The organism is Pseudomonas sp. 14P5.3.2 (assembly GCF_057799175.1).
This window is the reverse complement of the sequence record NZ_JBYOKU010000017.1, coordinates 73,222-94,263: the sequence shown is the minus strand read 5'-3', so window position 1 is coordinate 94,263 and position 21,042 is coordinate 73,222. Positions and strand designations below refer to the sequence as shown.

The 21,042-nt window shown below is 59.3% G+C and carries 22 protein-coding genes; 2 read left to right on the top strand and 20 right to left on the bottom strand.

Translation table 11 applies throughout. The annotated features are described in order from the left end of the window. Positions 1-19: 19 nt before the first annotated feature. From AC27VU_RS15870 to AC27VU_RS15780, 19 genes are all read right to left on the bottom strand, one after another. Complete coding sequence (locus AC27VU_RS15870) at positions 20-1,048, bottom strand: phage late control D family protein (protein ID WP_488724409.1); 1,029 nt, start codon at positions 1,046-1,048, stop codon at positions 20-22. Between the two features lie 9 nt (positions 1,049-1,057). Further along, positions 1,058-1,270, bottom strand: a complete 213-nt coding sequence (locus tag AC27VU_RS15865; protein ID WP_401280919.1) for a tail protein X — start codon at positions 1,268-1,270, stop codon at positions 1,058-1,060. After that, positions 1,263-1,646 carry a phage tail protein gene (locus AC27VU_RS15860; RefSeq protein WP_488724408.1) on the bottom strand — a complete coding sequence of 128 codons (384 nt, stop codon included), beginning with the start codon at positions 1,644-1,646 and terminating at the stop codon, positions 1,263-1,265. Before AC27VU_RS15860 ends, AC27VU_RS15865 begins: the two co-directional genes overlap by 8 nt. Beyond that, positions 1,643-4,117 carry a phage tail tape measure protein gene (locus AC27VU_RS15855; RefSeq protein ID WP_488724407.1) on the bottom strand — a complete coding sequence of 825 codons (2,475 nt, stop codon included), beginning with the start codon at positions 4,115-4,117 and terminating at the stop codon, positions 1,643-1,645. The genes AC27VU_RS15860 and AC27VU_RS15855 overlap by 4 nt, the downstream gene beginning before the upstream one ends. Positions 4,118-4,245: 128 nt before the next feature. After that, positions 4,246-4,827 carry a phage tail assembly protein gene (locus AC27VU_RS15850; protein WP_488724406.1) on the bottom strand — a complete coding sequence of 194 codons (582 nt, stop codon included), beginning with the start codon at positions 4,825-4,827 and terminating at the stop codon, positions 4,246-4,248. 152 nt (positions 4,828-4,979) lie between these two features. Next, the gene (locus AC27VU_RS15845; RefSeq protein WP_103520481.1) at positions 4,980-5,486 is read right to left on the bottom strand and encodes a phage major tail tube protein; all 507 of its coding nucleotides are present in this window, start codon (positions 5,484-5,486) and stop codon (positions 4,980-4,982) included. After that, positions 5,486-6,652 (bottom strand): phage tail sheath protein, encoded by a 1,167-nt coding sequence (locus AC27VU_RS15840; protein ID WP_488724405.1) that lies wholly within the window; start codon positions 6,650-6,652, stop codon positions 5,486-5,488. Before AC27VU_RS15840 ends, AC27VU_RS15845 begins: the two co-directional genes overlap by 1 nt. 2 nt (positions 6,653-6,654) lie before the next feature. Then, the gene (locus tag AC27VU_RS15835) at positions 6,655-6,840 is read right to left on the bottom strand and encodes a hypothetical protein (protein WP_047291936.1); all 186 of its coding nucleotides are present in this window, start codon (positions 6,838-6,840) and stop codon (positions 6,655-6,657) included. 100 nt (positions 6,841-6,940) lie between these two features. Next, complete coding sequence (locus AC27VU_RS15830; protein ID WP_488724404.1) at positions 6,941-7,471, bottom strand: DUF4376 domain-containing protein; 531 nt, start codon at positions 7,469-7,471, stop codon at positions 6,941-6,943. Positions 7,472-7,482: 11 nt separating this feature from the next. Then, positions 7,483-10,236, bottom strand: a complete 2,754-nt coding sequence (locus AC27VU_RS15825) for a phage tail-collar fiber domain-containing protein (RefSeq protein WP_488724403.1) — start codon at positions 10,234-10,236, stop codon at positions 7,483-7,485. Next, on the bottom strand, positions 10,237-10,872 hold the full coding sequence (locus AC27VU_RS15820) for a phage tail protein I (protein ID WP_488724402.1): 636 nt from the start codon (positions 10,870-10,872) through the stop codon (positions 10,237-10,239). After that, positions 10,869-11,864, bottom strand: a complete 996-nt coding sequence (locus AC27VU_RS15815) for a baseplate J/gp47 family protein (RefSeq protein ID WP_488724401.1) — start codon at positions 11,862-11,864, stop codon at positions 10,869-10,871. Before AC27VU_RS15815 ends, AC27VU_RS15820 begins: the two co-directional genes overlap by 4 nt. Beyond that, positions 11,861-12,193: a phage baseplate protein gene (locus AC27VU_RS15810; protein ID WP_488724400.1), complete on the bottom strand. Its 333-nt coding sequence runs from the start codon at positions 12,191-12,193 to the stop codon at positions 11,861-11,863. Before AC27VU_RS15810 ends, AC27VU_RS15815 begins: the two co-directional genes overlap by 4 nt. 14 nt (positions 12,194-12,207) lie before the next feature. Next, a complete protein-coding gene (locus AC27VU_RS15805) occupies positions 12,208-12,816 on the bottom strand; it encodes a phage baseplate assembly protein V (RefSeq protein ID WP_488724399.1) in 609 nt (202 codons plus the stop codon). A 3-nt stretch (positions 12,817-12,819) separates the two neighbouring features. Next, complete coding sequence (locus AC27VU_RS15800; protein WP_488724398.1) at positions 12,820-13,341, bottom strand: hypothetical protein; 522 nt, start codon at positions 13,339-13,341, stop codon at positions 12,820-12,822. Between the two features lie 73 nt (positions 13,342-13,414). Next, a complete protein-coding gene (locus AC27VU_RS15795) occupies positions 13,415-13,756 on the bottom strand; it encodes a phage holin family protein (RefSeq protein ID WP_003222183.1) in 342 nt (113 codons plus the stop codon). A gap of 145 nt (positions 13,757-13,901) precedes the next feature. Next, positions 13,902-14,333, bottom strand: a complete 432-nt coding sequence (locus AC27VU_RS15790) for a tail fiber assembly protein (RefSeq protein ID WP_400509429.1) — start codon at positions 14,331-14,333, stop codon at positions 13,902-13,904. Positions 14,334-14,466: 133 nt separating this feature from the next. Continuing rightward, the gene (locus AC27VU_RS15785) at positions 14,467-14,871 is read right to left on the bottom strand and encodes a tail fiber assembly protein (RefSeq protein WP_258678633.1); all 405 of its coding nucleotides are present in this window, start codon (positions 14,869-14,871) and stop codon (positions 14,467-14,469) included. Between the two features lie 507 nt (positions 14,872-15,378). Beyond that, on the bottom strand, positions 15,379-16,113 hold the full coding sequence (locus AC27VU_RS15780) for a LexA family transcriptional regulator (protein WP_262142726.1): 735 nt from the start codon (positions 16,111-16,113) through the stop codon (positions 15,379-15,381). Between the two features lie 209 nt (positions 16,114-16,322). Here AC27VU_RS15780 and mutS point away from each other — a divergent pair, with 209 nt between their 5' ends. Both mutS and fdxA read left to right on the top strand, forming a co-directional pair. Continuing rightward, positions 16,323-18,905, top strand: coding sequence for a DNA mismatch repair protein MutS (gene mutS, locus AC27VU_RS15775; RefSeq protein WP_007964305.1), 2,583 nt, complete (start codon positions 16,323-16,325; stop codon positions 18,903-18,905). 163 nt (positions 18,906-19,068) lie between these two features. Next, complete coding sequence (fdxA, locus tag AC27VU_RS15770) at positions 19,069-19,392, top strand: ferredoxin FdxA (protein ID WP_003222178.1); 324 nt, start codon at positions 19,069-19,071, stop codon at positions 19,390-19,392. A 611-nt stretch (positions 19,393-20,003) separates the two neighbouring features. Here the strand turns inward: fdxA and rpoS are convergent. After that, positions 20,004-21,011: an RNA polymerase sigma factor RpoS gene (gene rpoS / locus AC27VU_RS15765; RefSeq protein WP_103486013.1), complete on the bottom strand. Its 1,008-nt coding sequence runs from the start codon at positions 21,009-21,011 to the stop codon at positions 20,004-20,006. Positions 21,012-21,042 lie beyond the last annotated feature (31 nt).

Sequence of the window (21,042 nt, the reverse complement as noted above, 5' to 3'; positions counted from 1 at the left end):
GGACTCGTGGGCTGTGAGATCAGGCTTTGGCGTCCGCCTTGGGATCGACGCCGGTTGCTTCGATCAGGCAGCGATAGCTTTCCTCGCGCTTGCCGCTGGCGGTGACTTTTTCGATCGACCAGCGACCGCGCATGAAGTCTGGCCAGGTGTCATCGAGTACCAACAGGCCTTCGGCAGCCAGTAGCGGATCGCCCGGGCAAGTGACCTTCAGCTTGTATTTCTCGCGCAGCATCTTGCGCACCTCGGCTTCGCCGATGGCCTTGGCTTCTTCTTCACTCGCCTGTTTCTGGCGAATGACCTTGTAGGGTGCGGAACCGGTGATCACCTCCTGCAGCTTGCCAAGAGCACCGTCCCAGAAGCAGGTCTTGCAACCCTGATTCTGGGTGCGGGCAGTCTCTTCCAGTGTGGCGCTGATAAAGGCGTGATCACCCGGTCGATTGTTGCTGGTCACCGACAGCCTGACGTCCGGTATCACCTGGCCCGAGAGGTTTTTCAGCTGCGCCGGTTTCGCCAGCACGTAGAGGTCGTTGAACGGTTTGGCCACCGCGTCGTACTTCTTTGCCAGTCGCGTGATAAAGCTCATGTCGGTCTCGTTCGACTGGTCGACATGAGCAATCCGGATCAGCGCCAGTTCAGGATCGACGCGCGGCGAAAAACCGTGCCGCGAGACCAGTTCGCGAAAAAGTGCGCCAAGGGTGGTGGGGCCATGACTGGCCGTACGCCGCTCCTTGAATCCGGTTTCGTCCTTGCCGCTGAAAGGCGCGGCCGTAGCGACCAGCGTCAGGCGCAGCGGGAACAGCGTTGGTGTCAGTCTAGTCACCTTGAATTGGCCCTTTTCGACCATCCCGGACTCCAGATAACCCACCCGCAGGCCTATGGTTCCGCCCAGGGTCGGCAAGCCTTCGAGGCCTTCCAGGTCGATCACCAGTGTCAGTTGATCGGACTCCATCCCGGCAGCATCAACGTGCTCCCAACTGATCAGACGCTGATTCAGCAAGTCTTTGTTGGCCCCGTAGATTTCGATCGCCGGGGTAAATCCCTGTGTCATGCAACCTCCTTAGTCCCAGGCCAGAACCGGTTTGATCGCGGCGGGTTTGCTGTCGAGTTCCGGCAGTGTCACCCAGACACCTGCCGGGAGAATCGGACCACGTTCGGCCAGGGTCGGGTTGAGTTTCCACAGGGCTTCTTCGGCGCTGTCATCGCTGCGCCCGGTTTCGCGGTAGAGCAAAAGATTCACCGAGTCACCGGCCACGCTTCGTACCTTACGCATTGTTGAACTCCGCCAGTTCAAGGGTCCAGTCGACCACCATCGCCGTACCATCATCGATGATGCAGGTCTGGATTTCCTGAACCATGGTGATTCGCCACAGGCCCCAATTACGGCCGATGCCATCAATCAGCGGTAGCGGCACACGAAGGGCTTGCAGCGCCCGCAGCTCATCCAGCCGATCCATGGCCACCGCGTACATTGATTTACCGGTGATGGTCAGGGTTTCGGGTTTCTGGCCAATTTGATGGGACTTGGGTTTGCTGGTGAGAATCTGCAGTTCCGTCCAGCCGCCGTCGGACTTGCGCAGAAAACTGCTGTAGGCGAAGCCGCGTGACAGGCCAAAGATGAAACTGCCCAGGGCCATTTGTTGTTTCATGTGGCGACTCCATCGGTCAAGGCTGCGTCACGTCGTGTGGCGAGGGGATTGGTCGGCATGATCTGGCCCAATTGCCCCATGGTTGTTTGCACCACCAGATTGGCCAGTGCCTGGGCGCTGGTCTGATCCTGACCATTGATGTTAATGGTTGAGTTGAACGTGACCGGCTGGCTGGCGGCTGTGGTGGCAGGTGCCCCGGGGATCGAGGAAATCGCCGAGGTCGCGATCAGGTCTTTACTGACCTGTGCAGGTGAGCCGAGACGATCGACTTGTGTCCCTAGCTTGTCGCCCAGGGAATCACCGATCGCGCCCCCCGCCATGCTTCCGAGCCACCCGCCAATTGCCGTGCCCACACCGGGCAAAATCAACGTGCCAAGTGCTGCACCGACGGCGGCCCCAGCAGAAGACCCGGCCAACGAGGCACCGGACGACACGACGGCACGCGTATCGCCCTTCATGACGCCGGTGACCATTTCATATCCGGCACTGAGCAACCGCAGCGGCGGTGCCCGTTTGGCAAGCAGTCTGCCTGCCTTGGCGTAAGAACCGGACAGTGAAGCGGCCGGGGCAGGACTGACGGCTGATGACCCTGCAAATGCCGTCATGCTTGCCGGCCAGGACGTGCCGGACATGCGGGGCAGAACGGGTCGTGTCGGCGACGCCGGCGGTGCACTGATCCGTAGTGGCCGAGGAGGCACCGTGCGGGGGCTTTTCCCGCCTCGACCGGTTTGTTCACGTCTGACTCGAGGCTTGGTGCTTGACCGGCGAGGCTTGAGTTTGTCGCCTGTCCCGCCGCCCAGCGGTTTACAGCAGCAGTCATGGCCCGCGCCATTTCCGGCAGACGTTTTCTTGGCTTTCGGGTCTTCAATATCGGCAACCAAACCGCCAAGACCAAGCGGCAATTTTGAAGCGACGCCCTTGAGCAGCTTGTCGGTGAAATTGCCGAATGCCTTGGCCATCACCGCCACCACGATGGCCGACAGTCCAACGCCCGCAAGGGCCAACGCCGTCGAGGTCTTGGGATGGGCTTCAGCCATATCGGCCACGCCGTTAGTCATATTCGTCAGCGAGTCCAGCGTGCCGGTCGCATCCGGCGCCAACGCCGTGATCAGACGATTGAGACTGGCATCGAACGCGTTCCAGCTTCGCTGAGGATCTTTGCCCGCAGGCTCGGCGCTGCGTTCAATCGCGCCGCTGTAAGCCGGTGTCAATGGGTCATCAGGCTCGAGCAATGAAAGCGGCGTCTGAGCCTCCCCGGGCTTGCCCATCCACTGGCGCACGCCCCCTTCACCCTTGAATGGCGATGCGAGGCTGCTCTGGGTCGCTTGCGATGGCACAAGCGTCGACGTTCCTTCCAGTCTGGCCGGCGCGACCAGCGAAAACGCTTTTTGCAGGTCTTCGGGTTTCGCCAGCAGTTTGCGAACACCGTCGTCGCCACCGAAAAGTGTCTTGACCAGTTCCGTTTGCTGCTCTGCCGGTTGTTGCTTCAATGCCGCCAACGCTTTGACAAGGTTGTCCGGTACGTTTTCAGTCAACTTGCCGGGATCAAGGCCCAACGCCTTCCACGCCGACTGCTCGGCCGCCGAGCCTTGGGTGCCTTTGCCCAGGGCTGCGCTGATACTTTTCACCGCCGCGCCGGCACTGGCCTTGTCGACATCAGCGTTGAGCAACGCGGCTGACAGCGCCGCCAACTGCTCGGGCAGGATCCCCACTGCAACGGCCGACTCGCCGGATTGCTGCACGACCGAGCCGATGTCGGCAGCCGTCGCATTCAGTCCGCTGTTGCCCAGATGCTGAGTCGCATCGGCCAGCAGCTGACCTTGAGTGCGATCCAGTTTCATCGACAATTGCCAGGCCGACAGCATTTCACCGGCCGACTTCAGGCTGATGCCGAACGCCGACGCATTGACCGCTGCATCCTGGGCAAAGTCCAGCAGCACCTGTTCCTTGTCGGCGCCCTTGAGACCCGCGCCAATCCCGGATCGGCCTGCCGCGACTTCGACCTGCACCAGATCCACGACCGTCGCACCACTGCCGGCAACTCGTTTGTCGGTGGCCAGTTTAAGGTTGGCTTTCGACAGCGTGTCGAGGTCGCCACTCAGGCCTTGAACCTGCTTGATCTGGGCCATGGCGGTTTCCAGGGCCATGTCCGATTGCAGGTAGGCCGGAGGCGAGCGTTGTTCAATCTCAGCCTTGAGCTTTGACTTGCTCTCGCCGCCAGCCGCCGGTGCGGCTGTTACCATTGGCACCTTGAACGATGCCAGGGCCGTGTTCAGCCCCAGGACAACGGCGCCGAGTTTGATCTGTTCACGCACCAGACTGCGGATGTCCAGGCTGGCCGTGAGCAGCGCCTCTTTCAATTCGGACAGTGGTTTGATCAGGCTGTCTGTGGCCGCCCCCCCTGCCGACAAACCGGAACCCGCGCCGCCGGTTTGCGCGGCGTACATCAGCGAAAACGATGTGTCTGCCATGCCGCTCTACTCCTGTTTCACGCCAAGGCGAGTGATCGCTATGTCGTAGCGGCGCAACGCCTTTTCGGCGTCCCATTCCAGAATCTCCGCCTCACTTACCGGGTAAATGAGCGGGACGATATCGAGGATTACTTCGATGTCGCGTTCCGAAAGTAGGCCGCCGGCTGGTTTAAAAAATCGTCGATGCGCACCTGCAACTGGGTCCAGTCCGGGACGCTCAAATGGGCCAGATCGGGGATCATCAGACCGGTGCAGTGGGCAGTGATGAACTCGGCGCGTTCCTTGGGCGTTTTCAGTTTCTTCATCACTTTGGTGGCGCGCAGTGCGGGCATTTCCAGCGACAGCGAGGTCACGGTGCGACCGGTCACGGCGAGCGGTTGCAGCAGTTGCACTTCGTCAGGATCGTCGGACTTTTCCGCGTCCTCGACCTGCTCCAGAAAGTACGCCGTCGGACGGGTCGACATCTCGTGCACGTACTGGGCGATGCTCACGTAGTCCGGGCGTTTCAGCTGGTCGAGTTCCTTGACCGACAGGCCGGTGGCGAGCAGCGCCAGTTCGAAGAACTGATCGTCTTCATCATCGCCGGCGCGTTCCAGCGCTTCTTTCTGTGCGGCGTAGAACAGCGGCTTGAGCTGGATCTGCTCGATCTGCGCGCCGTCGTCACCGCTGATCGGCGACAGCAGGTCATGCTTGGGTGGCATCCACGACATGTATGAATTCCTTGGTGATTCGTTTAGATCCACTGTGGGAGCGAGCTTGCTCGCGAAGGCGTCGGGTCAGTCAACATCAATGTTGAACAACAGACCGCTTTCGCGAGCAAGCTCGCTCCCACAGGGTTTTGTAATTGCCTGTAAGCCGGGGGTTACGGCATCAGCACCGCACGGCGCGCATCACCGAGGATGTCGACGCCGTTGAGCACGAACTTCTGGGTTCGTACGTCGATGTCGATCACCGGGATGCCGTTTTCCAGGCGGTTGTAGGTGCGGCAGGAAAGCTCCAGTGTGGTGATGGCTTTGCTACCCATTTTCAGCGCATCCTCAGCCAGAGATTTCAGCTTGCCGCCTACTGTGTGATAGGTGAACCAGGTATTGCCGTCCTGATCCTGACCGGCTTCACGCACGTTCAGCAGGATGTCGTCGCCCAGCTTCACACCCATCGCCAGCAACACTTCAGCACCGGTGCCTTGCAGCTTGAGCGTGGCGTTCAGAGCCTTGGCACTCTTGGCCATTTCCTCAACGATGAAGCGCCCGCCGGTCATGCTTTCCATGTCGAAATCGATTTTCGGCGGAGTAAATTCTTCCACGGTCGCCGACAGCGGCAGGCCTTGCAGGGTGGCCGCGATGGCCTGTCTTACGCGGTTGGTAAACATTAGAGAACGTCCTCCAGGAACTGCTCGATGATTTCATCGCGGGCGTTGAGTTGATAAACCATGTGTTCGTTCGGCGCGTAGCGGCCGTAGTCGATGACCACGTACCAGGTGCCGTTCTTGTACTTCTCGACGCTGTTGAGTTCCGGGTGCAGGTAGACGCTGCCGCCAGGAATGGTTTCGTCAGCGACCAGGGTCTGCAGCCAGTCGTTGATGCGCTTGACCTCTTGATCCATGAAGGATTTGGTCAGGTTCTTGGCCATGGCTTTCTGGCCGGCCTTGACCAGCTTGCGGCTGATCGCATCTTCGAGGCCGACGTAGCTGATGAACTTGCCGGTGATCGAACGGTTACCCAGCAGCGAGAAGCCACCGAGCACCGTGCGGGCGTAGTAGCTCACGCCGTAGCGGTTGAGCAGATCGCCTTCGGTGGAAGTGTCGAGGATGTTGTATTCGACGACCCGGGACACGTCTTCGGCATAGGTCACCTGGTTGCCCGGGCTCTCCCACTGCTTGACCTTGGCCAGCGCGGCAATCGCCAGGCTGGACGGTGCGAGGAAGACGTTTTTCTTCGCGGCTTTCGAGTACACCGCCGGCATGTTGTGCACCACCAGGCAACGGTCGAAACCGAGATCGGCGCCGCCCAGTTCCTGGCTGTAAGCCACTTGATCAGCGACCGAAGCGTCTTTGCCATCCAGTACCACACGGGCCTTGATGCGCTTGCCGAACGAGGCGAACTCGCTGGCCACCGCTTTGGTGCCGGTGAAGCCCGGCGCACCGATGATGGTCAGGTCTTCCGGGACACTGCCCAGTGCCGCCAGACCGAGCTTGCGGCCGGTGGTTGGATCGACGCCGCCGATCACCGCGTTGACGGTGTCGGCCGGAGTCGTACCCGCTTCGACGATCACCACATAGACCGGCACCTTGACCACTTTGAGGATCTGGTAAACCGCGTGGTACAGCGTGCCCTCTTCGGCGCCGGTCGGATCGAGCAGCGCGTGGGTGGTGAAGCTGTTGATGCGGAACGGTGCGTTACGCGGAATCAGCGGATCGGCTTTCGGCGCGGTGCCGACCAGACCGATGACGTTGTCACCCAGGCCACCCATGGCCTCGGGGGATTCAGTGGCATTGACGGTAATGCCGTTGTGCTCGAAGTTCAAAACCTCAGCCATGTTCAGTCAGCCTTCTTGGCAGCGGCCTTTTTGGCCTGGGTGGTAGGTGTTTTCAGTTCCAGTCGACCGGCGCTGTGCAAGGCACTGGCTTCGACGTCGAGCAGATCAAGGTCTTGACCGACGCTCGACCAGTGCCCACCGCCGGTGGGGAATGGGACGAGCACGGTGTAGGTTTGGCGGGTTGCCATTTTTCGTTTCTCCATAAACGGGAAAGCCCCTCGTGGGGAGGGGCTTGGCGGGTGTTGGGTGTTTTTTGCGGGAAAGAAAACGCCCCGGGGTGCGGGGCGTTTACTGGGGAGCCGAGACGGATGTCGCTGGTAGAGAATCCGGCCAACCTTCTTCGAGCATTTCCTCGGTGTAGCTGCCCACTTCAATGGCCCGGAGCAACTCAAGCTCTCGGTCGAAGCAAGCCTGTACGTGCGCCCTTACGGCTTTGGCAATGGCGAGAATCTGTTCGGCACCGATCTCGACAAAACCCTTGAGGGTTTTGAAGTTGCAGCGGTAATCGGGGTCGAGAATGGCGGACAGACCGGTGCTGGCGATTAGTGCCTGGCTGTCGCGAGATGTTTCGACAGCCATTGATCCCACAACTATACCGAGACCTTCCCGACGATATCTCTCGGACGCAATTATCTGTGAAGGGCTCAGCTGCGGATCAACCGGAGACTCCGACATGTAAGTCAGATAGCGTTGATCCTGCGGTTCGACCACCCCAAGATTGGCGTAATTCCCCTCCTCTTGAGGGCAGGAAAAAACCGCAACTATCTTCGTTTGCGCCTCATCCGAGAACATGACGTTTATGCGTGGTTTATCTTCCACTGGTTTCACCCTCAAAATCTGTAACTATTCGTCGTGATCGCAAAAGCACTAAAGGTTCCAGCGCTGGTCAGGCGATAAAACAGCGTTTGCGGCGACAACAAGGGAACATCCAGAAATGATCCGCCGCCGGTTCCTGTAAAGTTCACGATAAAGGTCTGAAGACCTATGGCGGCAGCCGACCCGGCAAGCGCCATGCTGTATCCATTGGCCGACACCGAGCCTTGAAAGTTTCCGGAAACCGACTTGGCATTCAATGGGACAGCGGCAGAGATCGACAACCCTGTGAGAGTCGAAACCGAGACGGTTGTCGACAACACTTGAGCGCCATAGAACACCTGACGATCAATTTGTTCAGCTACAGCAAACTGAGCGCTGGCATTCGTCGGCAAAATGCTGAGAAGCGCGGAAAATGTATAGCCATCAGGAGCAACACCCGCCAACAGTTTCGGAGCGATTACAGCTGTGGCATTGACGGCAATAATGCCGGTGGATTTGGACGCAGGATTGTAAAGCGCGTACAGCGCAACAAACCCATTGACCGGTGCTGCGCCCGCATCCATTGCCCCCAGGCCCTTGACCGAAGCCGACAGGTTGAGGCTCTGGTTGAAGTTGGAAATAACCACCCTTTTCCCATTCCCATCTCCCAGAACGATCTCGGAAGCTGTGAATGTCGCAGTCGGAGCAGCAACCGGAATCGAGACCCGAGCGTTTCGAATGTCCCCTGCAAGGGGTCCATTCAACGAAAGCTGTTGTAGCTGTTCAGAAAGCACGGAGATGTCGATGCTTCCCTGATTGACCGGTGCGTTCCAGGCCTTGATGCACCACATGACGGCGATGTTGCGGGGACGGGTTTCAGTTCCGCCAGTGTTCACCGTATTCTGGGCGTTCACCATCTGCATAGTGGAACCGCTATCTACCGGGGAAAGAAATGCACCCACTGAGATACTCGCTGCCGCACCATTAATATTTCCTGCCTGCCAATTGCCTGCGGGATCAAAGGTCGCAGCAGTGCTATCAAAATAGCGGTGGTTGTGCGCAGCAAATGCCTCAGCTTGACTTGTGCCGACACCCCTTCCAGCATCCACACCACGCCCGTGATCCCAACCACGCAGGAACTCACCGCGCGACTCCGGCAAGCGGAAGTTACCCGCCCCCTCATTACCTTTGTTGTAAGTGGTACCGAGAAAAGCCGCCAGGTCCGGGTATGTCGCAATGCTCTGCACACTGCCATCCAGCTCCAGATAACCGGGCGCAACGATCCCCGTCGGGAAGGCCAAAACAGCACCTACCGGAACAGCGGATTTTAGTCGTTCGACTTCCTTGGCCAGTGCGGCTACATCGATGGTTCCCTGATTGACCGGGGCGTTCCAGGCTTTGATGCACCACATGACGGCGATGTTGCGTGGGCGTGCTTCCGCCCCACCCGATGCCTTTGTCACAACATCGTCCGTATTGTTGTATTGCTGGAGATAGTTCCGCCTGACGTCGCCTGCCATGAAAATATCGGCGATAACGTCGTAGGTCGTCCCGTGAATATGGGATTTGTTGTCGTCCGCCTGCCAACTACCAAGACCACGTCCAGCATCCACCCCACGCCCATGATCCCAACCGCGCAAAAATTCGCCACGCGCTTCAGGCAAACGGAAATTCCCAACGCCCTCATCACCCTTATTGAACTTGCCGCCCAGATAAGCGCTCAAGTCCGGGTAAGTCGCACTGCTCTTGACGCTGTTATCCAGCTCCAGAAAACCCGGCGGCGGTGCATCTACCGGGAACGCGACAATCGAACCCACCGGCAATGCCGATGCCTTGGCAATCAACGCCTCGACTTCAGCCTTGGTATAGGAATCCTTAATCCCAAACCCTGCCAGCGTTTCAGGATTGGCACCCGCAGTCGCGCGACCATATTCATCAACCGTCAGACTCTTGTAAGTCCCGGCCGCAATCCCGGTTCGCCCGGCCAGCATCTTGAACGCCAACGCGGTAGTGCCGAGGGTGATCGGCGCATTGGTGGTCAGGTGCCACAGCGAATCGCCGTTGGCCGTGCCCTCCTCGACCATCACCGTCAGGCCCGGCGTGACCTTTGCACTGGTATTGGCATCCGTCGCCCGCACCCAGTCGCCATTGGCGACGATCCACAGGCCGTTGTCCTTGGCCAGGGTCTGGTTCGCCAGCAGCACGCGGTCACCGGCAATCACGGCCACGCCGTCGATCTGTTGCGCACCGTTCAACACGATGTTGGTAGAGGCCGCAACGCGCACCGATTGCTTGCCATCGAGTTTGCCGAGTTCTTCGGCGAGGTAACTCATGACCCAGGCACGGGTGGCTTTGACCACCGTGTCATCAATCAGCAGCGTTACCAGCGACGCATTGCTGGTCTCGAAAATCGAGCGAATGTAGAACTCTTTGCCCGAGCCCGACGTCGCCAGAACCGGTTTGAACGACTCCGGGTATTTGACGATGGCGTAAAGAATCCCGGTATCAGTCCACAGCCCGGCTTCACGCACATACCAACCGCCAACGTCCGGCGGAATGGTGACTTCGGCGAGCAGCCAGCTCGGATTCTTCTCGTCCTGGAACAGGGCGTTGAGCGGCCCGCGCCAGACTTCGCGTTTCAGCGCGGTGGCGGTCGCGGCCGGGTTGTAGACCGAGCCGCCGCCGTCGCCGACAGAAATCTGCGTCAGCTTGATCGGTGTGCCCGCAGCCTTGCACGCCGTTTCGTAGGCAATCCCTGCGTTGGTGAGCAGGGTGTAATAGTCAGCCATTCAGGCCCCCTGAGGATAAATAGTGGATGTTTCTACGGTGTACATGCCAGCGGCCTTGAACGCCTCGCCAGAGGTTTCAAGCCCTTCGATGAACACCGGATAAACCGTCGTCAGCTCACCGCAGAAAGTCGCGGCGGCGATGGAGTGGCTTCCGAATGCGCTCAAGCCAACCGTCACCGAAAGAATGTCTCGCTCGCTCTTGGCATCGGCCAGGCGTCGGTCGAGACGGGCATCGATTTCTGCGCTGTAGGGTTGCTCGCTGAAGGCGCGCACGGAGAAGCTGTAAGGCACGCCGAGCGGTGTCTGTTCGTACCAGGCGCGGACTTCAGGGCGCAGTTGCAAACCCTTGGCTGCGTTTTCCAGCGCCTTGCGAGTGCCGGCCTGCCGCGCGGTGGGCCAGGCCAGTTCGACGGTCAGGCGCTTTTCCGCTTCCGGTGCGCTGGTGCTCCATTCGGCGACACCGCGATCCGCTGCCAGATAAGGTAGAAACGCGACCGGTGTTTCGCTCGGATTCATCAGTTCGGGGAACGGCGGCGCGATGCGATCAAGCAATGCGCCAAAGCCCAGATCCAGTCCACGTTCGAGTGCCGAGCTGTTGGCCGGCAGCAACGTCGGGCTATGCGTTGACTCACTCATAACGTCAGCACCTCGACCTCGACCGCCGTGCAGTACGGCGCCTGAAACGCCGTGGTGACGATCGGCGCCAGCGGTTCAAGAATCTGCAGTTGCACGGCGCCAGCACTGTGCAGCGTGTAGTCGATCCAGCTCGGATCGACCCGCCCCTCGAGGCGATGGCAACTGTCGGCGTAGGCCTGCAATTGCTGCTGTGCGGCGACTTTGGTCAGGCCCGAGTCGGGGCCGGAATTGATCTTGGCCACGACACGAATCTTGTAGCGTTGAATGTCCGCAGCCTTGACCGTGACCAGGTCGGTTTCCGGTCGCACATCAGGGCGGGCGAAGTGCTGACGCACGCCATCGAGCAATGCGGCGGATGGCGTGCCATCGCCGTCTCGCGACAACACCGTGACCTGCACTTCGCCCGGCGCCGTGCGCCGACCATTGCCGTCCTTGACCTGTGCCGCCAAGCCGTCCGGGTTGAAGGTGTAGGTGACGTTCACCACACCGGCATCGGTGGATTCGACCTTCACCGTTGGCCGTTCACCGAGGGTGAACACTTCGCGGCGATACTGCATTCGCGAGCCCGCTGCCGGGGCATGCGGTGCCAGGTAATAGCGCAGCCGGGCGTCGTCGTCGCTTTCGTAAATCGCGGGTACCGGCGGGAAGGCTGCAGGATCGCCCGGATCGAGCAACTGCCGCTCCAGGCCCATGTCCGCCAGCCGTGCATCGAGGTTGCTGCCGGTCGCCCACCACGCCAGCATCTGCTTGATGCGGGCGTTGTATTTGCGTTCATGAGTTTGCAGGCGTACGCAGAAGGCTTCCAGCGCGAGGGTCAGCAGCTCGCTTTCGTTGTCGAGGCTGGTCTTGAGTTTCGCCGCGCTGTCCGGTGCGCGGGCGCCGACGTATTCGATGACGAAGGTCTTGAACTCGGCGAGCAGGTCTTCGAAGGCGTCGACGGTGATCAGCGCCGGTTCGGCCAATTGGTTCTGGCCGGGAATCAACATGCTCATGTCACTACCTCGAAGGTCTGTTGACGGTTTTTCCAGGTGCCGGCGAAACGCAGCAGCAGACCGGCGCCCTGACGGCTGGCGACGATCACGCTCGGCTGAAAATCGCTGATCCCGTTCTGCGCGTTGTAGAACGCCTGAGCCGCGTGGCTCTGGGCCAGAAGCAGAACGTCGTCACCGAGGTTCTGCCCCAGCAGCGTGGGGATCAGCGAGCCATAAAGGGGCCTTTTTTGCCGGGTGCCCAGCGGCGTGGTTAGGGCTCGTGTCGCGCGCTGCACAAACTGCAGCCAGTCGTCGACCGTAGCCCCGGAGTTTCTATCGATTCCGATCATGGGAAGCTCTTGATTCAGGGGCTGATGACGCGGCCCTGGTGATCCACCAACGGGCCGCTGAAGTGCACGCCCGAGGCGTCAATGCTCAGGCCGACGGCGCCGAGTTGCAGGCTGATCAGCTGTGGCGTCATCGTCAGTTGCGCCGGGCCGACGCTCAGTGCAAGCGACTCGCGAGAGCCACTGAATGCGGCCGGGCCGTTCTGCCAGTGCAAGGTGTGCGTGGCGTCGTCGTAGCCGCTTTCGCTGCCGTCGACATGCACCCGACGCGTCAGCGTCGGTACCGTCGCCGTCGGCGGAAAGCAGTCACTGTTGAGGCCGAACAACGCCACGCTTTGCGCGCCGCTTTCACCGCTGCCGTAGTTGAACAGCAGGCACTGCTCACCCACGCTCGGAATCCGCGACTCGCTCTGCGCTCCGGCGCTGGGGTTGAAGAACTTGATCGACGGCGTGAGCAATCCTCCGTGGCTGACTTGGCAAGTGTTGCTCGCAGCATCGACTGCCTGACAGACGCCGATGCGACAAAAACTCTCGGCACGTCGGTGCAGGTCGTCGATTTCCGCTTCCATCTCCGCCAGCCGCTCGATGATCGGCCCCAGTTGCATGCGCAGTAATGCGTCGAACATCGGTCAGGCCTCCAGCGCGGTGTATTGGTCGGGGTCATCGATGTTGCTGACTTCCCAGGTGCGGGCGAATTTCGGCGTACCGAGCGGGTCGTCGAGCAACGTCGGGCCGAGATAGAGGGTCTGGGTGAAGGTCAGCGTCCACGCCTTGTATGGCTGGTCGGCGCGGATCAGCACTGACGGCAGACCATCAAGGTTCATCGGCAGATCACATTGAGCGCCGGGCAGTCCCCAACGGTTGTCGGTGATCAGGTTTTTCAGTACGGCGATCAGATCGCAGGCGGCAAATGCGCTCGCAGAAAGTGCCGGAATGACTTGCAGCGACACCGTCATGACGTGGGCGATACGCCCGTCAGCGGCACGTGCGCCCGGTGCATTACGGTCGAAGTCGATCAACGCCCAGGCTTGAGCGCCGGGTGCCGTGAAGTCGTCGTGATTGCCGACCTGCAGGTTCAGGCCGGCGCTGTTGCGCAAGGTTGTCGCCATCGCCGTGAACAGCTGCGAAGGCTGCTGGATCGGTGCGGGCATGCATTGACCTCCTTTTCAAATGTCCACGCGCAGCCCCGCCGCATCAGTTGCAGCGAGGCAGGAAAGTGTTGAGTTACTGTGGATCGCGCGGCGGGGGAACTTCGCAAACGCCGATGCGCTTGGCGGCCCAGCGTTCGTACAGACCGATGGCGACGTCGGCACCGGCCATGGCGGTCAGGCAACCGAAGGCACCGGCGGCCCAGATGGATAGTCCGGCGGCGTACAGCAGCATGATCGCCGAGACGCCGCAGATCATGCAGGCGCCGGAGCGCAGGGCCAGACGCCGCAGCAATGACCAGCCACGGGCGCCCTCCTTGTCGGCGCGCCACATTTCGCCGGACACCCCGCCCACTACAGCGAGGAGGATGACCAGCCAGATCGGCATGTCCGCCAACGCTTGTTGCTCGTTTGTCATGTCACGCCTCCTGGTTTCAGTTGATGAGTGTTGTGTGTTGGGTTCAAGCGATGTCTCTTCAGGTAGGCATTCCAAAAAGCCCGGTGGTGAGACCGGGCTTTTCAGTAATGCGCTCCCGCTGACGGGGTTGACGCACGCGTCAGGATCAGAAAGGCACGACTGGCCAGTTAATGGTGTATGGATAACCGGACTGTTTTTCTACTCGGGCGACACCCACGTAGAACTGCTTATATGCCAACAACAGCGCTTCCTCTTCAGGCGTGGCGAGGCCAAGATCGACGCAGTATTGCAGTGGATTCAACTTCAGCCAGTTGACAGCAGCGGTCAGCAATTCCTGTTTTTTCGCGGCGGCCTCATCGGCGTGGTCTTGATAGGTCAGCTCACTGAAGACCCAATCAACCGTATTTACAGTGGTAGCCTTCCAGCCCACCTGCACAGCCGGGTTGTCCGTGATATCAACCCAAAAACCATAAACATCATTTGGGTAGTAGGTGGGTTTCTCATCCGCTTCCAGAATTTCCATAACTTTGCGGATGACGTCTACATAAGAGTACTTAACAAAAGCAAAACGGCTCATTTACTTCTCCTGATAACAAATGACAGACAGCAGTTTTCTTGCGATCCGCACTTGGGAACACACGTAACTTGTTTGATGTTTGGCAGACAGCGCATTTGTCTGCCTTCGGATCAGCGTGAAGATCTTTACGGAATCAGTACGGAACGACTGGCCAGTCGATGGTCACCGGGTAGCCCGCCTGCTTGTCGATATCGCTGACGGCGATGCAGTAGTTCTTGTGTGCAATCAGCAGCGCCTGCTCTTGAGGAGTGGCGACGGCGACATCCACTTTGAATTGCAGCGAGTTAAGCTGCAGCCAGGCAGCTGCCACATTCAGCAGTTGCCATTTCTGCTCTTCGGCCGCGTTGCGCAGGTCTTCGTCGGATGGCGGTGTAAACGTCCAGACTTCATTGAACGTCGCCCCCCAGCCGACACGGATTTCAGTATTGCCGGTGACATCAACCCAAAAAGCGGATGGCGAAGCAGGCGCATCCGGAGCGACTTCACTTTCTTGGAGCCGGGTAACTTTGTTGTATTCGACCAATGCATAGAGATTCATTTCATACTCCCAGTTTTTTGCTCATGAATGCCGCGATGAAACCTGGCAGGCATTCCAAAAAGCCCGGGACTACGCCGGGCTTTTCAGTAATGCGCTCCTTCGCCTTCCTTCAAATCCTGTGTTCGAGAAGGAAGCTGACTTTTCGGCGCTACTGGCGCGGTACGAGTCCATTCAAATTGTTTTTCCGACCGCGGTCCCTGCCCGCCGGATAACTGCTCTTGGTGCTTTACGCTGCACACCCGGGTCAGTTGCCAACCCTCTGAACCGTTGAGGCCGGTTCATCGCTGCCTGTTCTTGTGGAACTAAAGAGCTGTTGTTGCCAGCCGCTTTGTCGAGCGGCTTGGTGGCAAGGATATGCATGGATGCATATACAGTCAATGCATAAATGCATTTATTTATGCGCAAGAAATGCACCGACGCATGAAGGCCGCATAAATCAAGGCGTTGGGGGTTTTACTCGGGCGAAAAAAAACCCGCCAGAGGGCGGGTTTTCAGTGAAGGGGAAGCCTATCGGGCGTACATGCCCCACCAGAAGACGTGACCGAGGATGACGATCTGCTCTTCCTGCATGTCCTGGAAGCTGTAGTCCTCGTCCGGATGCTCATCACGATTGAAGCTGCGCAGACGGATGCCGGTCGGCAGGCGATAGAGCTGCTTCACGCGCAACTGACCGTTGTGATTGATCGCGTACAGGTCGCCATCGATGATGTCGCCGATCCCGCACTTGCCGGCGTTCACCCCGACCGTGGCGCCATCACGCAGTACCGGCATCATGCTGTTACCGCGCACCGTCACGCATTTGGCCTGGTCGAACTGCACACCGTTGTGGCGCAGGCTGCGCTTGCCGAAGCGCAGGCTAGAGCGTTCGCTCTCTTCGATGACGAATCTTCCTGATCCAGCAGCCAATTCAACCTCACGAAGAAAGGGCACCGACACCTCGTCGTCATCGACAGGGGTATCGTCGTCCCACAGGCTTATGTCCTTGAGTTCCGCATGCACGTCATCACGCGCGCCGCCCATCGCTGGTGCGACGTCTGCGCGACCACGCAATTGATCAGTGCTCACATTGAAGTATTCGGCGATCTTCGAAATGTGTTTATCCGAAGGATCGACGATCTTCCCGCTGAGAATCCGCGAGAGCGTTGATTGAGGCACGCCGGTGCGACGGTGGAGCTCCGTGGGGGAGATCCCGTGCTGGTCGAGCAGTGCTCTTAAGACGGAGGATACGTTGCGTTTTTGCATAACGCGCATAGTGCTTGAAGTTTTTTCCGAAGACAAATGCTGATTTGCATAAATCGTGCATATATCACAATTAAACGCAGAAAGTGCCAGCGGACTGTCATGCCTGCGTCAAGCAGACCGCCCATGGTAACCTTGCGCCCATCGCGGAAAAGCCCGGCGGTTGCCCTTGCTTTTGCCCTACATCATTTAACGAGTTACCTGACAATCCGATGAATAAAGCCGTCTCCGACCTGTCCTCCCACACCCCGATGATGCAGCAGTACTGGCGCCTGAAGAACCAGCACCCGGACCAGCTGATGTTCTATCGCATGGGCGACTTCTACGAGATCTTCTATGAAGACGCGAAGAAGGCTGCCAAGTTGCTCGACATCACCCTGACCGCGCGCGGTCAGTCGGCGGGGCAGGCGATTCCGATGTGCGGGATTCCTTACCACGCGGCGGAAGGTTATCTGGCGAAACTGGTCAAGCTCGGTGAGTCGGTAGTGATCTGCGAGCAGGTCGGCGATCCGGCCACCAGCAAAGGTCCGGTAGAACGTCAGGTGGTACGGATCATTACCCCGGGCACGGTCAGTGACGAGGCGCTACTCGATGAGCGCCGCGACAATCTGATTGCGGCGGTACTGGGCGACGAGCGTCTGTTCGGTCTGGCTGTGCTGGACATCACCAGTGGCAACTTCACCGTGCTCGAGATCAAGGGCTGGGAGAACCTGCTGGCGGAACTGGAGCGGGTCAACCCGGTAGAGCTGCTGATCCCGGACGACTGGCCAAAAGACCTGCCGGCAGAAAAACGCCGTGGCGTGCGTCGTCGCGCGCCGTGGGATTTCGAGCGTGATTCGGCGCTGAAAAGTCTCTGCCAGCAGTTTTCCACGCAAGACCTGAAAGGCTTCGGTTGCGAAACCCTGACCCTGGCCATCGGCGCCGCCGGTTGCCTGCTGGCCTACGCCAAGGAAACCCAGCGCACCGCCCTGCCCCATCTGCGCAGCCTGCGTCATGAGCGCCTGGATGACACCGTGGTGCTCGACGGCGCCAGCCGCCGCAACCTGGAACTCGATACCAACCTGGCCGGCGGTCGCGACAACACCCTGCAGTCGGTGGTCGATCGCTGCCAGACCGCGATGGGCAGCCGCCTGCTGACTCGTTGGCTGAACCGTCCGCTGCGTGATCTGACCGTGCTGCTGGCGCGGCAGACCTCGATCACTTGTCTGCTCGATGGCTACCGCTTCGAAAAACTCCAGCCACAGCTGAAGGAAATCGGCGACATCGAGCGGATTCTGGCGCGGATCGGCCTGCGCAATGCGCGCCCTCGCGACCTTGCTCGACTGCGTGATGCTCTTGGCGCCCTGCCACAACTGCAAGTGGCGATGACCGACCTGGAAGCGCCGCACCTGCAACGCCTGGCAACCACCACCAGCACCTACCCGGAACTGGCGGCGCTGCTGGAAAAAGCCATTATCGACAACCCGCCAGCGGTGATCCGCGACGGCGGCGTGCTGAAAACCGGTTACGACAGCGAACTCGATGAGCTGCAATCGCTGAGCGAGAACGCCGGCCAGTTCCTGATCGATCTCGAAGCCCGGGAAAAGGCCCGCACTGGCCTGGCCAACCTGAAAGTCGGCTACAACCGCATTCACGGCTACTTCATCGAGCTGCCGAGCAAGCAGGCGGAATCCGCTCCGGCCGATTACATCCGTCGCCAGACGCTCAAGGGCGCCGAGCGCTTCATCACGCCGGAGCTGAAAGAGTTCGAAGACAAGGCGCTATCGGCCAAGAGCCGTGCCCTCGCCCGCGAGAAAATGCTGTACGAAGCGCTGCTGGAAGACCTGATCAGCCAGCTGCCACCACTGCAGGACACCGCCGGCGCACTGGCCGAACTGGATGTGCTGAGCAACCTCGCCGAACGTGCGCTGAACCTAGACCTGAACTGCCCGCGCTTCGTCAGCGAGCCGTGCATGCGCATCACCCAGGGTCGTCACCCGGTGGTCGAGCAAGTGCTGACCACGCCGTTCGTGGCCAACGACCTGAGCCTGGATGACAACACCCGGATGCTGGTGATCACCGGTCCGAACATGGGCGGTAAATCCACCTACATGCGCCAGACCGCATTGATCGTGCTGCTGGCGCATATCGGCAGCTTCGTGCCGGCGGCCAGTTGCGAGTTGTCGCTGGTGGACCGGATCTTCACCCGGATCGGCTCCAGCGATGACCTGGCCGGTGGCCGTTCGACCTTTATGGTCGAGATGAGCGAAACCGCCAACATCCTGCACAACGCTACCGAACGCAGCCTGGTGCTGATGGACGAAGTTGGGCGCGGCACCAGCACCTTCGACGGCCTGTCGCTGGCATGGGCGGCCGCCGAGCGTCTGGCGCATCTGCGTGCCTATACTCTATTTGCTACGCACTATTTCGAGCTCACCGTGTTGCCGGAAGCCGAGCCTTTGGTGGCCAACGTGCATCTGAACGCCACCGAGCACAACGAGCGCATCGTGTTCCTGCACCATGTGTTGCCGGGGCCTGCCAGCCAGAGCTACGGCCTGGCGGTAGCGCAACTGGCCGGCGTACCGAGTGAAGTGATCGTGCGTGCCCGTGAGCACTTGAGCCGACTGGAAGACACCGCATTGCCGCATGAAGCGCCAAAGCCTGCCGTCAAAGGCAAACCGGCCGCTCCGCAGCAAAGCGATATGTTTGCCAGCCTGCCGCACCCAGTGCTCGATGAGCTGGCCAAAGTGGATCTCGATGACCTGACCCCGCGTCGAGCGCTCGAATTGTTATATGCACTCAAGAACCGGATCTAAGCACTAAAGAACCGGATATAACGCAAACGGCTTCAAGCTGTTAGAATCTCGCGCGGTTTGGGATGCTGCTGGCTAATAGCCTGGCTGGCAGACATCGCTCCCGAACCTGGCGACCCCAACCGTGAAGGGGCAACGCTGCCGCCGCCTGAGGAGAAAATTAGAAATGACCTTCGTCGTCACCGACAACTGCATCAAGTGCAAGTACACCGACTGCGTAGAAGTCTGTCCGGTGGACTGCTTTTACGAAGGCCCGAACTTCCTGGTGATTCACCCGGATGAGTGCATCGACTGCGCCCTGTGCGAACCGGAATGCCCGGCCGTCGCGATTTTCTCCGAGGACGAAGTTCCGGAGGATATGCAGGAGTTCATTCAACTGAACGTTGAATTGGCCGAAATCTGGCCAAACATCACCGAGAAGAAAGAATCGCTGCCGGATGCCGAAGAGTGGGATGGCGTCAAAGGCAAGATCAAAGACCTCGAACGCTGATCTGTCGCGCGTTACGAAAAGGCCCTTTGCGGGCCTTTTTGCTTTTGCGGGTTTTACTTTTCTACAGGCAAAAAAAGGGGCGGTTTGACCCGCCCACATTTTTTCCCTATTCCCTGTATTCCTTTTCATCGTCCTGATGAATCGCGTCCTGCGATGTCCATTCCCCTCTTCCTTGAAGGGCGTGTCTGTCCGTCGACACAGTGCTGATACTAAAGAGTTCCCAGCCGAGAGCAATCGGCGTTGCGGGCTGAAAAACCCTGTAATAAGCACTTCACAATAAAAAATAAGCTTTTAAATCAACTAGTTAAACTCGATCACTCTGAGCAATCGACGTCTGCCGTCCTGCAAAAATAGGGAACACTTACGAAAGAGTAAGCCAAGGCTTACACCGTGAGACTACAAACGATGGAAATGCTGACCGTATGTCCGACAGTGAACTTTGTGGCGAGGCAGCTTGCTCTCGCTTGAGTGCGCAGCGCTCATGAGTCTTTGGGATTGCTGCGTAACCCGGCGGGAACAAGCGCCCTCGCCACAGACAGTCATCAGCCAATATCCGAGCAATAAAAAAGCCCCGAACCAGTCGGGGCTTTATGGGCGGTGGTTAAAGGCGCTTACTGAAACAGCGACTCGCTCGACAGGCCATTCTTCTCGAGAATTTCCCGAAGGCGCTTCAGGCCCTCCACCTGGATCTGCCGCACCCGTTCCCGGGTCAGGCCGATCTCCAGGCCTACATCTTCCAGCGTGCTGCTCTCATGCCCGCGCAGGCCGAAGCGGCGTACAACCACCTCGCGCTGCTTGTCGGTCAGTTCCGAGAGCCATTGATCGATGCTCTGCGACAGGTCGTCATCCTGCAGCAGTTCGCATGGATCGGTCGGACGGTCATCCGTCAGGGTGTCCAGCAGGGTTTTATCCGAATCCGGACCCAGCGAGACGTCGACCGAAGAAACCCGCTCGTTCAGGCCAAGCATGCGCTTGACCTCGCCCACCGGTTTTTCCAGCAGGTTGGCGATTTCTTCGGGTGAAGGTTCGTGATCGAGCTTTTGCGTCAGTTCCCGTGCCGCCCGCAGGTACACGTTGAGTTCCTTGACCACATGAATCGGCAGCCGGATGGTCCGGGTCTGATTCATGATCGCGCGCTCGATGGTCTGACGAATCCACCAGGTAGCGTAGGTCGAGAAGCGGAAGCCGCGCTCGGGATCGAACTTTTCCACCGCGCGGATCAAGCCGAGGTTGCCCTCTTCGATCAGATCCAGCAGCGACAGCCCTCGATTGACGTAACGCCGGGCGATCTTCACGACCAGCCGCAGGTTACTTTCAATCATGCGCTTGCGCCCCGCCGGATCGCCACTTTGCGACAGACGCGCGAAGTGAACTTCTTCCTCGGGGGAGAGCAGTGGAGAAAAGCCGATTTCGTTGAGATACAACTGCGTGGCATCGAGTGCCCGAGTGTAGTCGATGTACTTGTGTTGCTTAAGTGAAGCGGAGTGTTTGGATCTGGAACGAACGGAAGGTGGAGCAGCCCCTTCATCATTCGACATCGAATCCGAATCGATGCCGGTCTCCATAAGGAGAACCTCATCGTCGATGTCAAACTCCGGCACTTCTTTACTGAGAGCCATTGTTATAGTCCTTTGGTGAGTTCGACCCCAA

Excerpts from the sequence above, each read along its gene's own strand:
- AC27VU_RS15780 (WP_262142726.1), bottom strand. The coding sequence starts at position 16,113 with ATGCAAAAACGCAACGTATCCTCCGTCTTAAGAGCACTGCTCGACCAG.
- rpoS (WP_103486013.1), bottom strand. The coding sequence starts at position 21,011 with ATGGCTCTCAGTAAAGAAGTGCCGGAGTTTGACATCGACGATGAGGTT.
- AC27VU_RS15825 (WP_488724403.1), bottom strand. The coding sequence starts at position 10,236 with ATGGCTGACTATTACACCCTGCTCACCAACGCAGGGATTGCCTACGAA.
- AC27VU_RS15800 (WP_488724398.1), bottom strand. The coding sequence starts at position 13,341 with ATGCCCGCACCGATCCAGCAGCCTTCGCAGCTGTTCACGGCGATGGCG.
- AC27VU_RS15815 (WP_488724401.1), bottom strand. The coding sequence starts at position 11,864 with ATGAGCATGTTGATTCCCGGCCAGAACCAATTGGCCGAACCGGCGCTG.
- AC27VU_RS15840 (WP_488724405.1), bottom strand. The coding sequence starts at position 6,652 with ATGGCTGAGGTTTTGAACTTCGAGCACAACGGCATTACCGTCAATGCC.
- AC27VU_RS15790 (WP_400509429.1), bottom strand. The coding sequence starts at position 14,333 with ATGAGCCGTTTTGCTTTTGTTAAGTACTCTTATGTAGACGTCATCCGC.
- AC27VU_RS15860 (WP_488724408.1), bottom strand. The coding sequence starts at position 1,646 with ATGAAACAACAAATGGCCCTGGGCAGTTTCATCTTTGGCCTGTCACGC.
- AC27VU_RS15805 (WP_488724399.1), bottom strand. The coding sequence starts at position 12,816 with ATGTTCGACGCATTACTGCGCATGCAACTGGGGCCGATCATCGAGCGG.
- AC27VU_RS15870 (WP_488724409.1), bottom strand. The coding sequence starts at position 1,048 with ATGACACAGGGATTTACCCCGGCGATCGAAATCTACGGGGCCAACAAA.
- AC27VU_RS15845 (WP_103520481.1), bottom strand. The coding sequence starts at position 5,486 with ATGTTTACCAACCGCGTAAGACAGGCCATCGCGGCCACCCTGCAAGGC.
- fdxA (WP_003222178.1), top strand. The coding sequence starts at position 19,069 with ATGACCTTCGTCGTCACCGACAACTGCATCAAGTGCAAGTACACCGAC.
- AC27VU_RS15785 (WP_258678633.1), bottom strand. The coding sequence starts at position 14,871 with ATGAATCTCTATGCATTGGTCGAATACAACAAAGTTACCCGGCTCCAA.
- AC27VU_RS15835 (WP_047291936.1), bottom strand. The coding sequence starts at position 6,840 with ATGGCAACCCGCCAAACCTACACCGTGCTCGTCCCATTCCCCACCGGC.
- AC27VU_RS15850 (WP_488724406.1), bottom strand. The coding sequence starts at position 4,827 with ATGTCGTGGATGCCACCCAAGCATGACCTGCTGTCGCCGATCAGCGGT.
- AC27VU_RS15855 (WP_488724407.1), bottom strand. The coding sequence starts at position 4,117 with ATGGCAGACACATCGTTTTCGCTGATGTACGCCGCGCAAACCGGCGGC.
- AC27VU_RS15810 (WP_488724400.1), bottom strand. The coding sequence starts at position 12,193 with ATGATCGGAATCGATAGAAACTCCGGGGCTACGGTCGACGACTGGCTG.
- AC27VU_RS15820 (WP_488724402.1), bottom strand. The coding sequence starts at position 10,872 with ATGAGTGAGTCAACGCATAGCCCGACGTTGCTGCCGGCCAACAGCTCG.
- AC27VU_RS15865 (WP_401280919.1), bottom strand. The coding sequence starts at position 1,270 with ATGCGTAAGGTACGAAGCGTGGCCGGTGACTCGGTGAATCTTTTGCTC.
- AC27VU_RS15795 (WP_003222183.1), bottom strand. The coding sequence starts at position 13,756 with ATGACAAACGAGCAACAAGCGTTGGCGGACATGCCGATCTGGCTGGTC.
- mutS (WP_007964305.1), top strand. The coding sequence starts at position 16,323 with ATGAATAAAGCCGTCTCCGACCTGTCCTCCCACACCCCGATGATGCAG.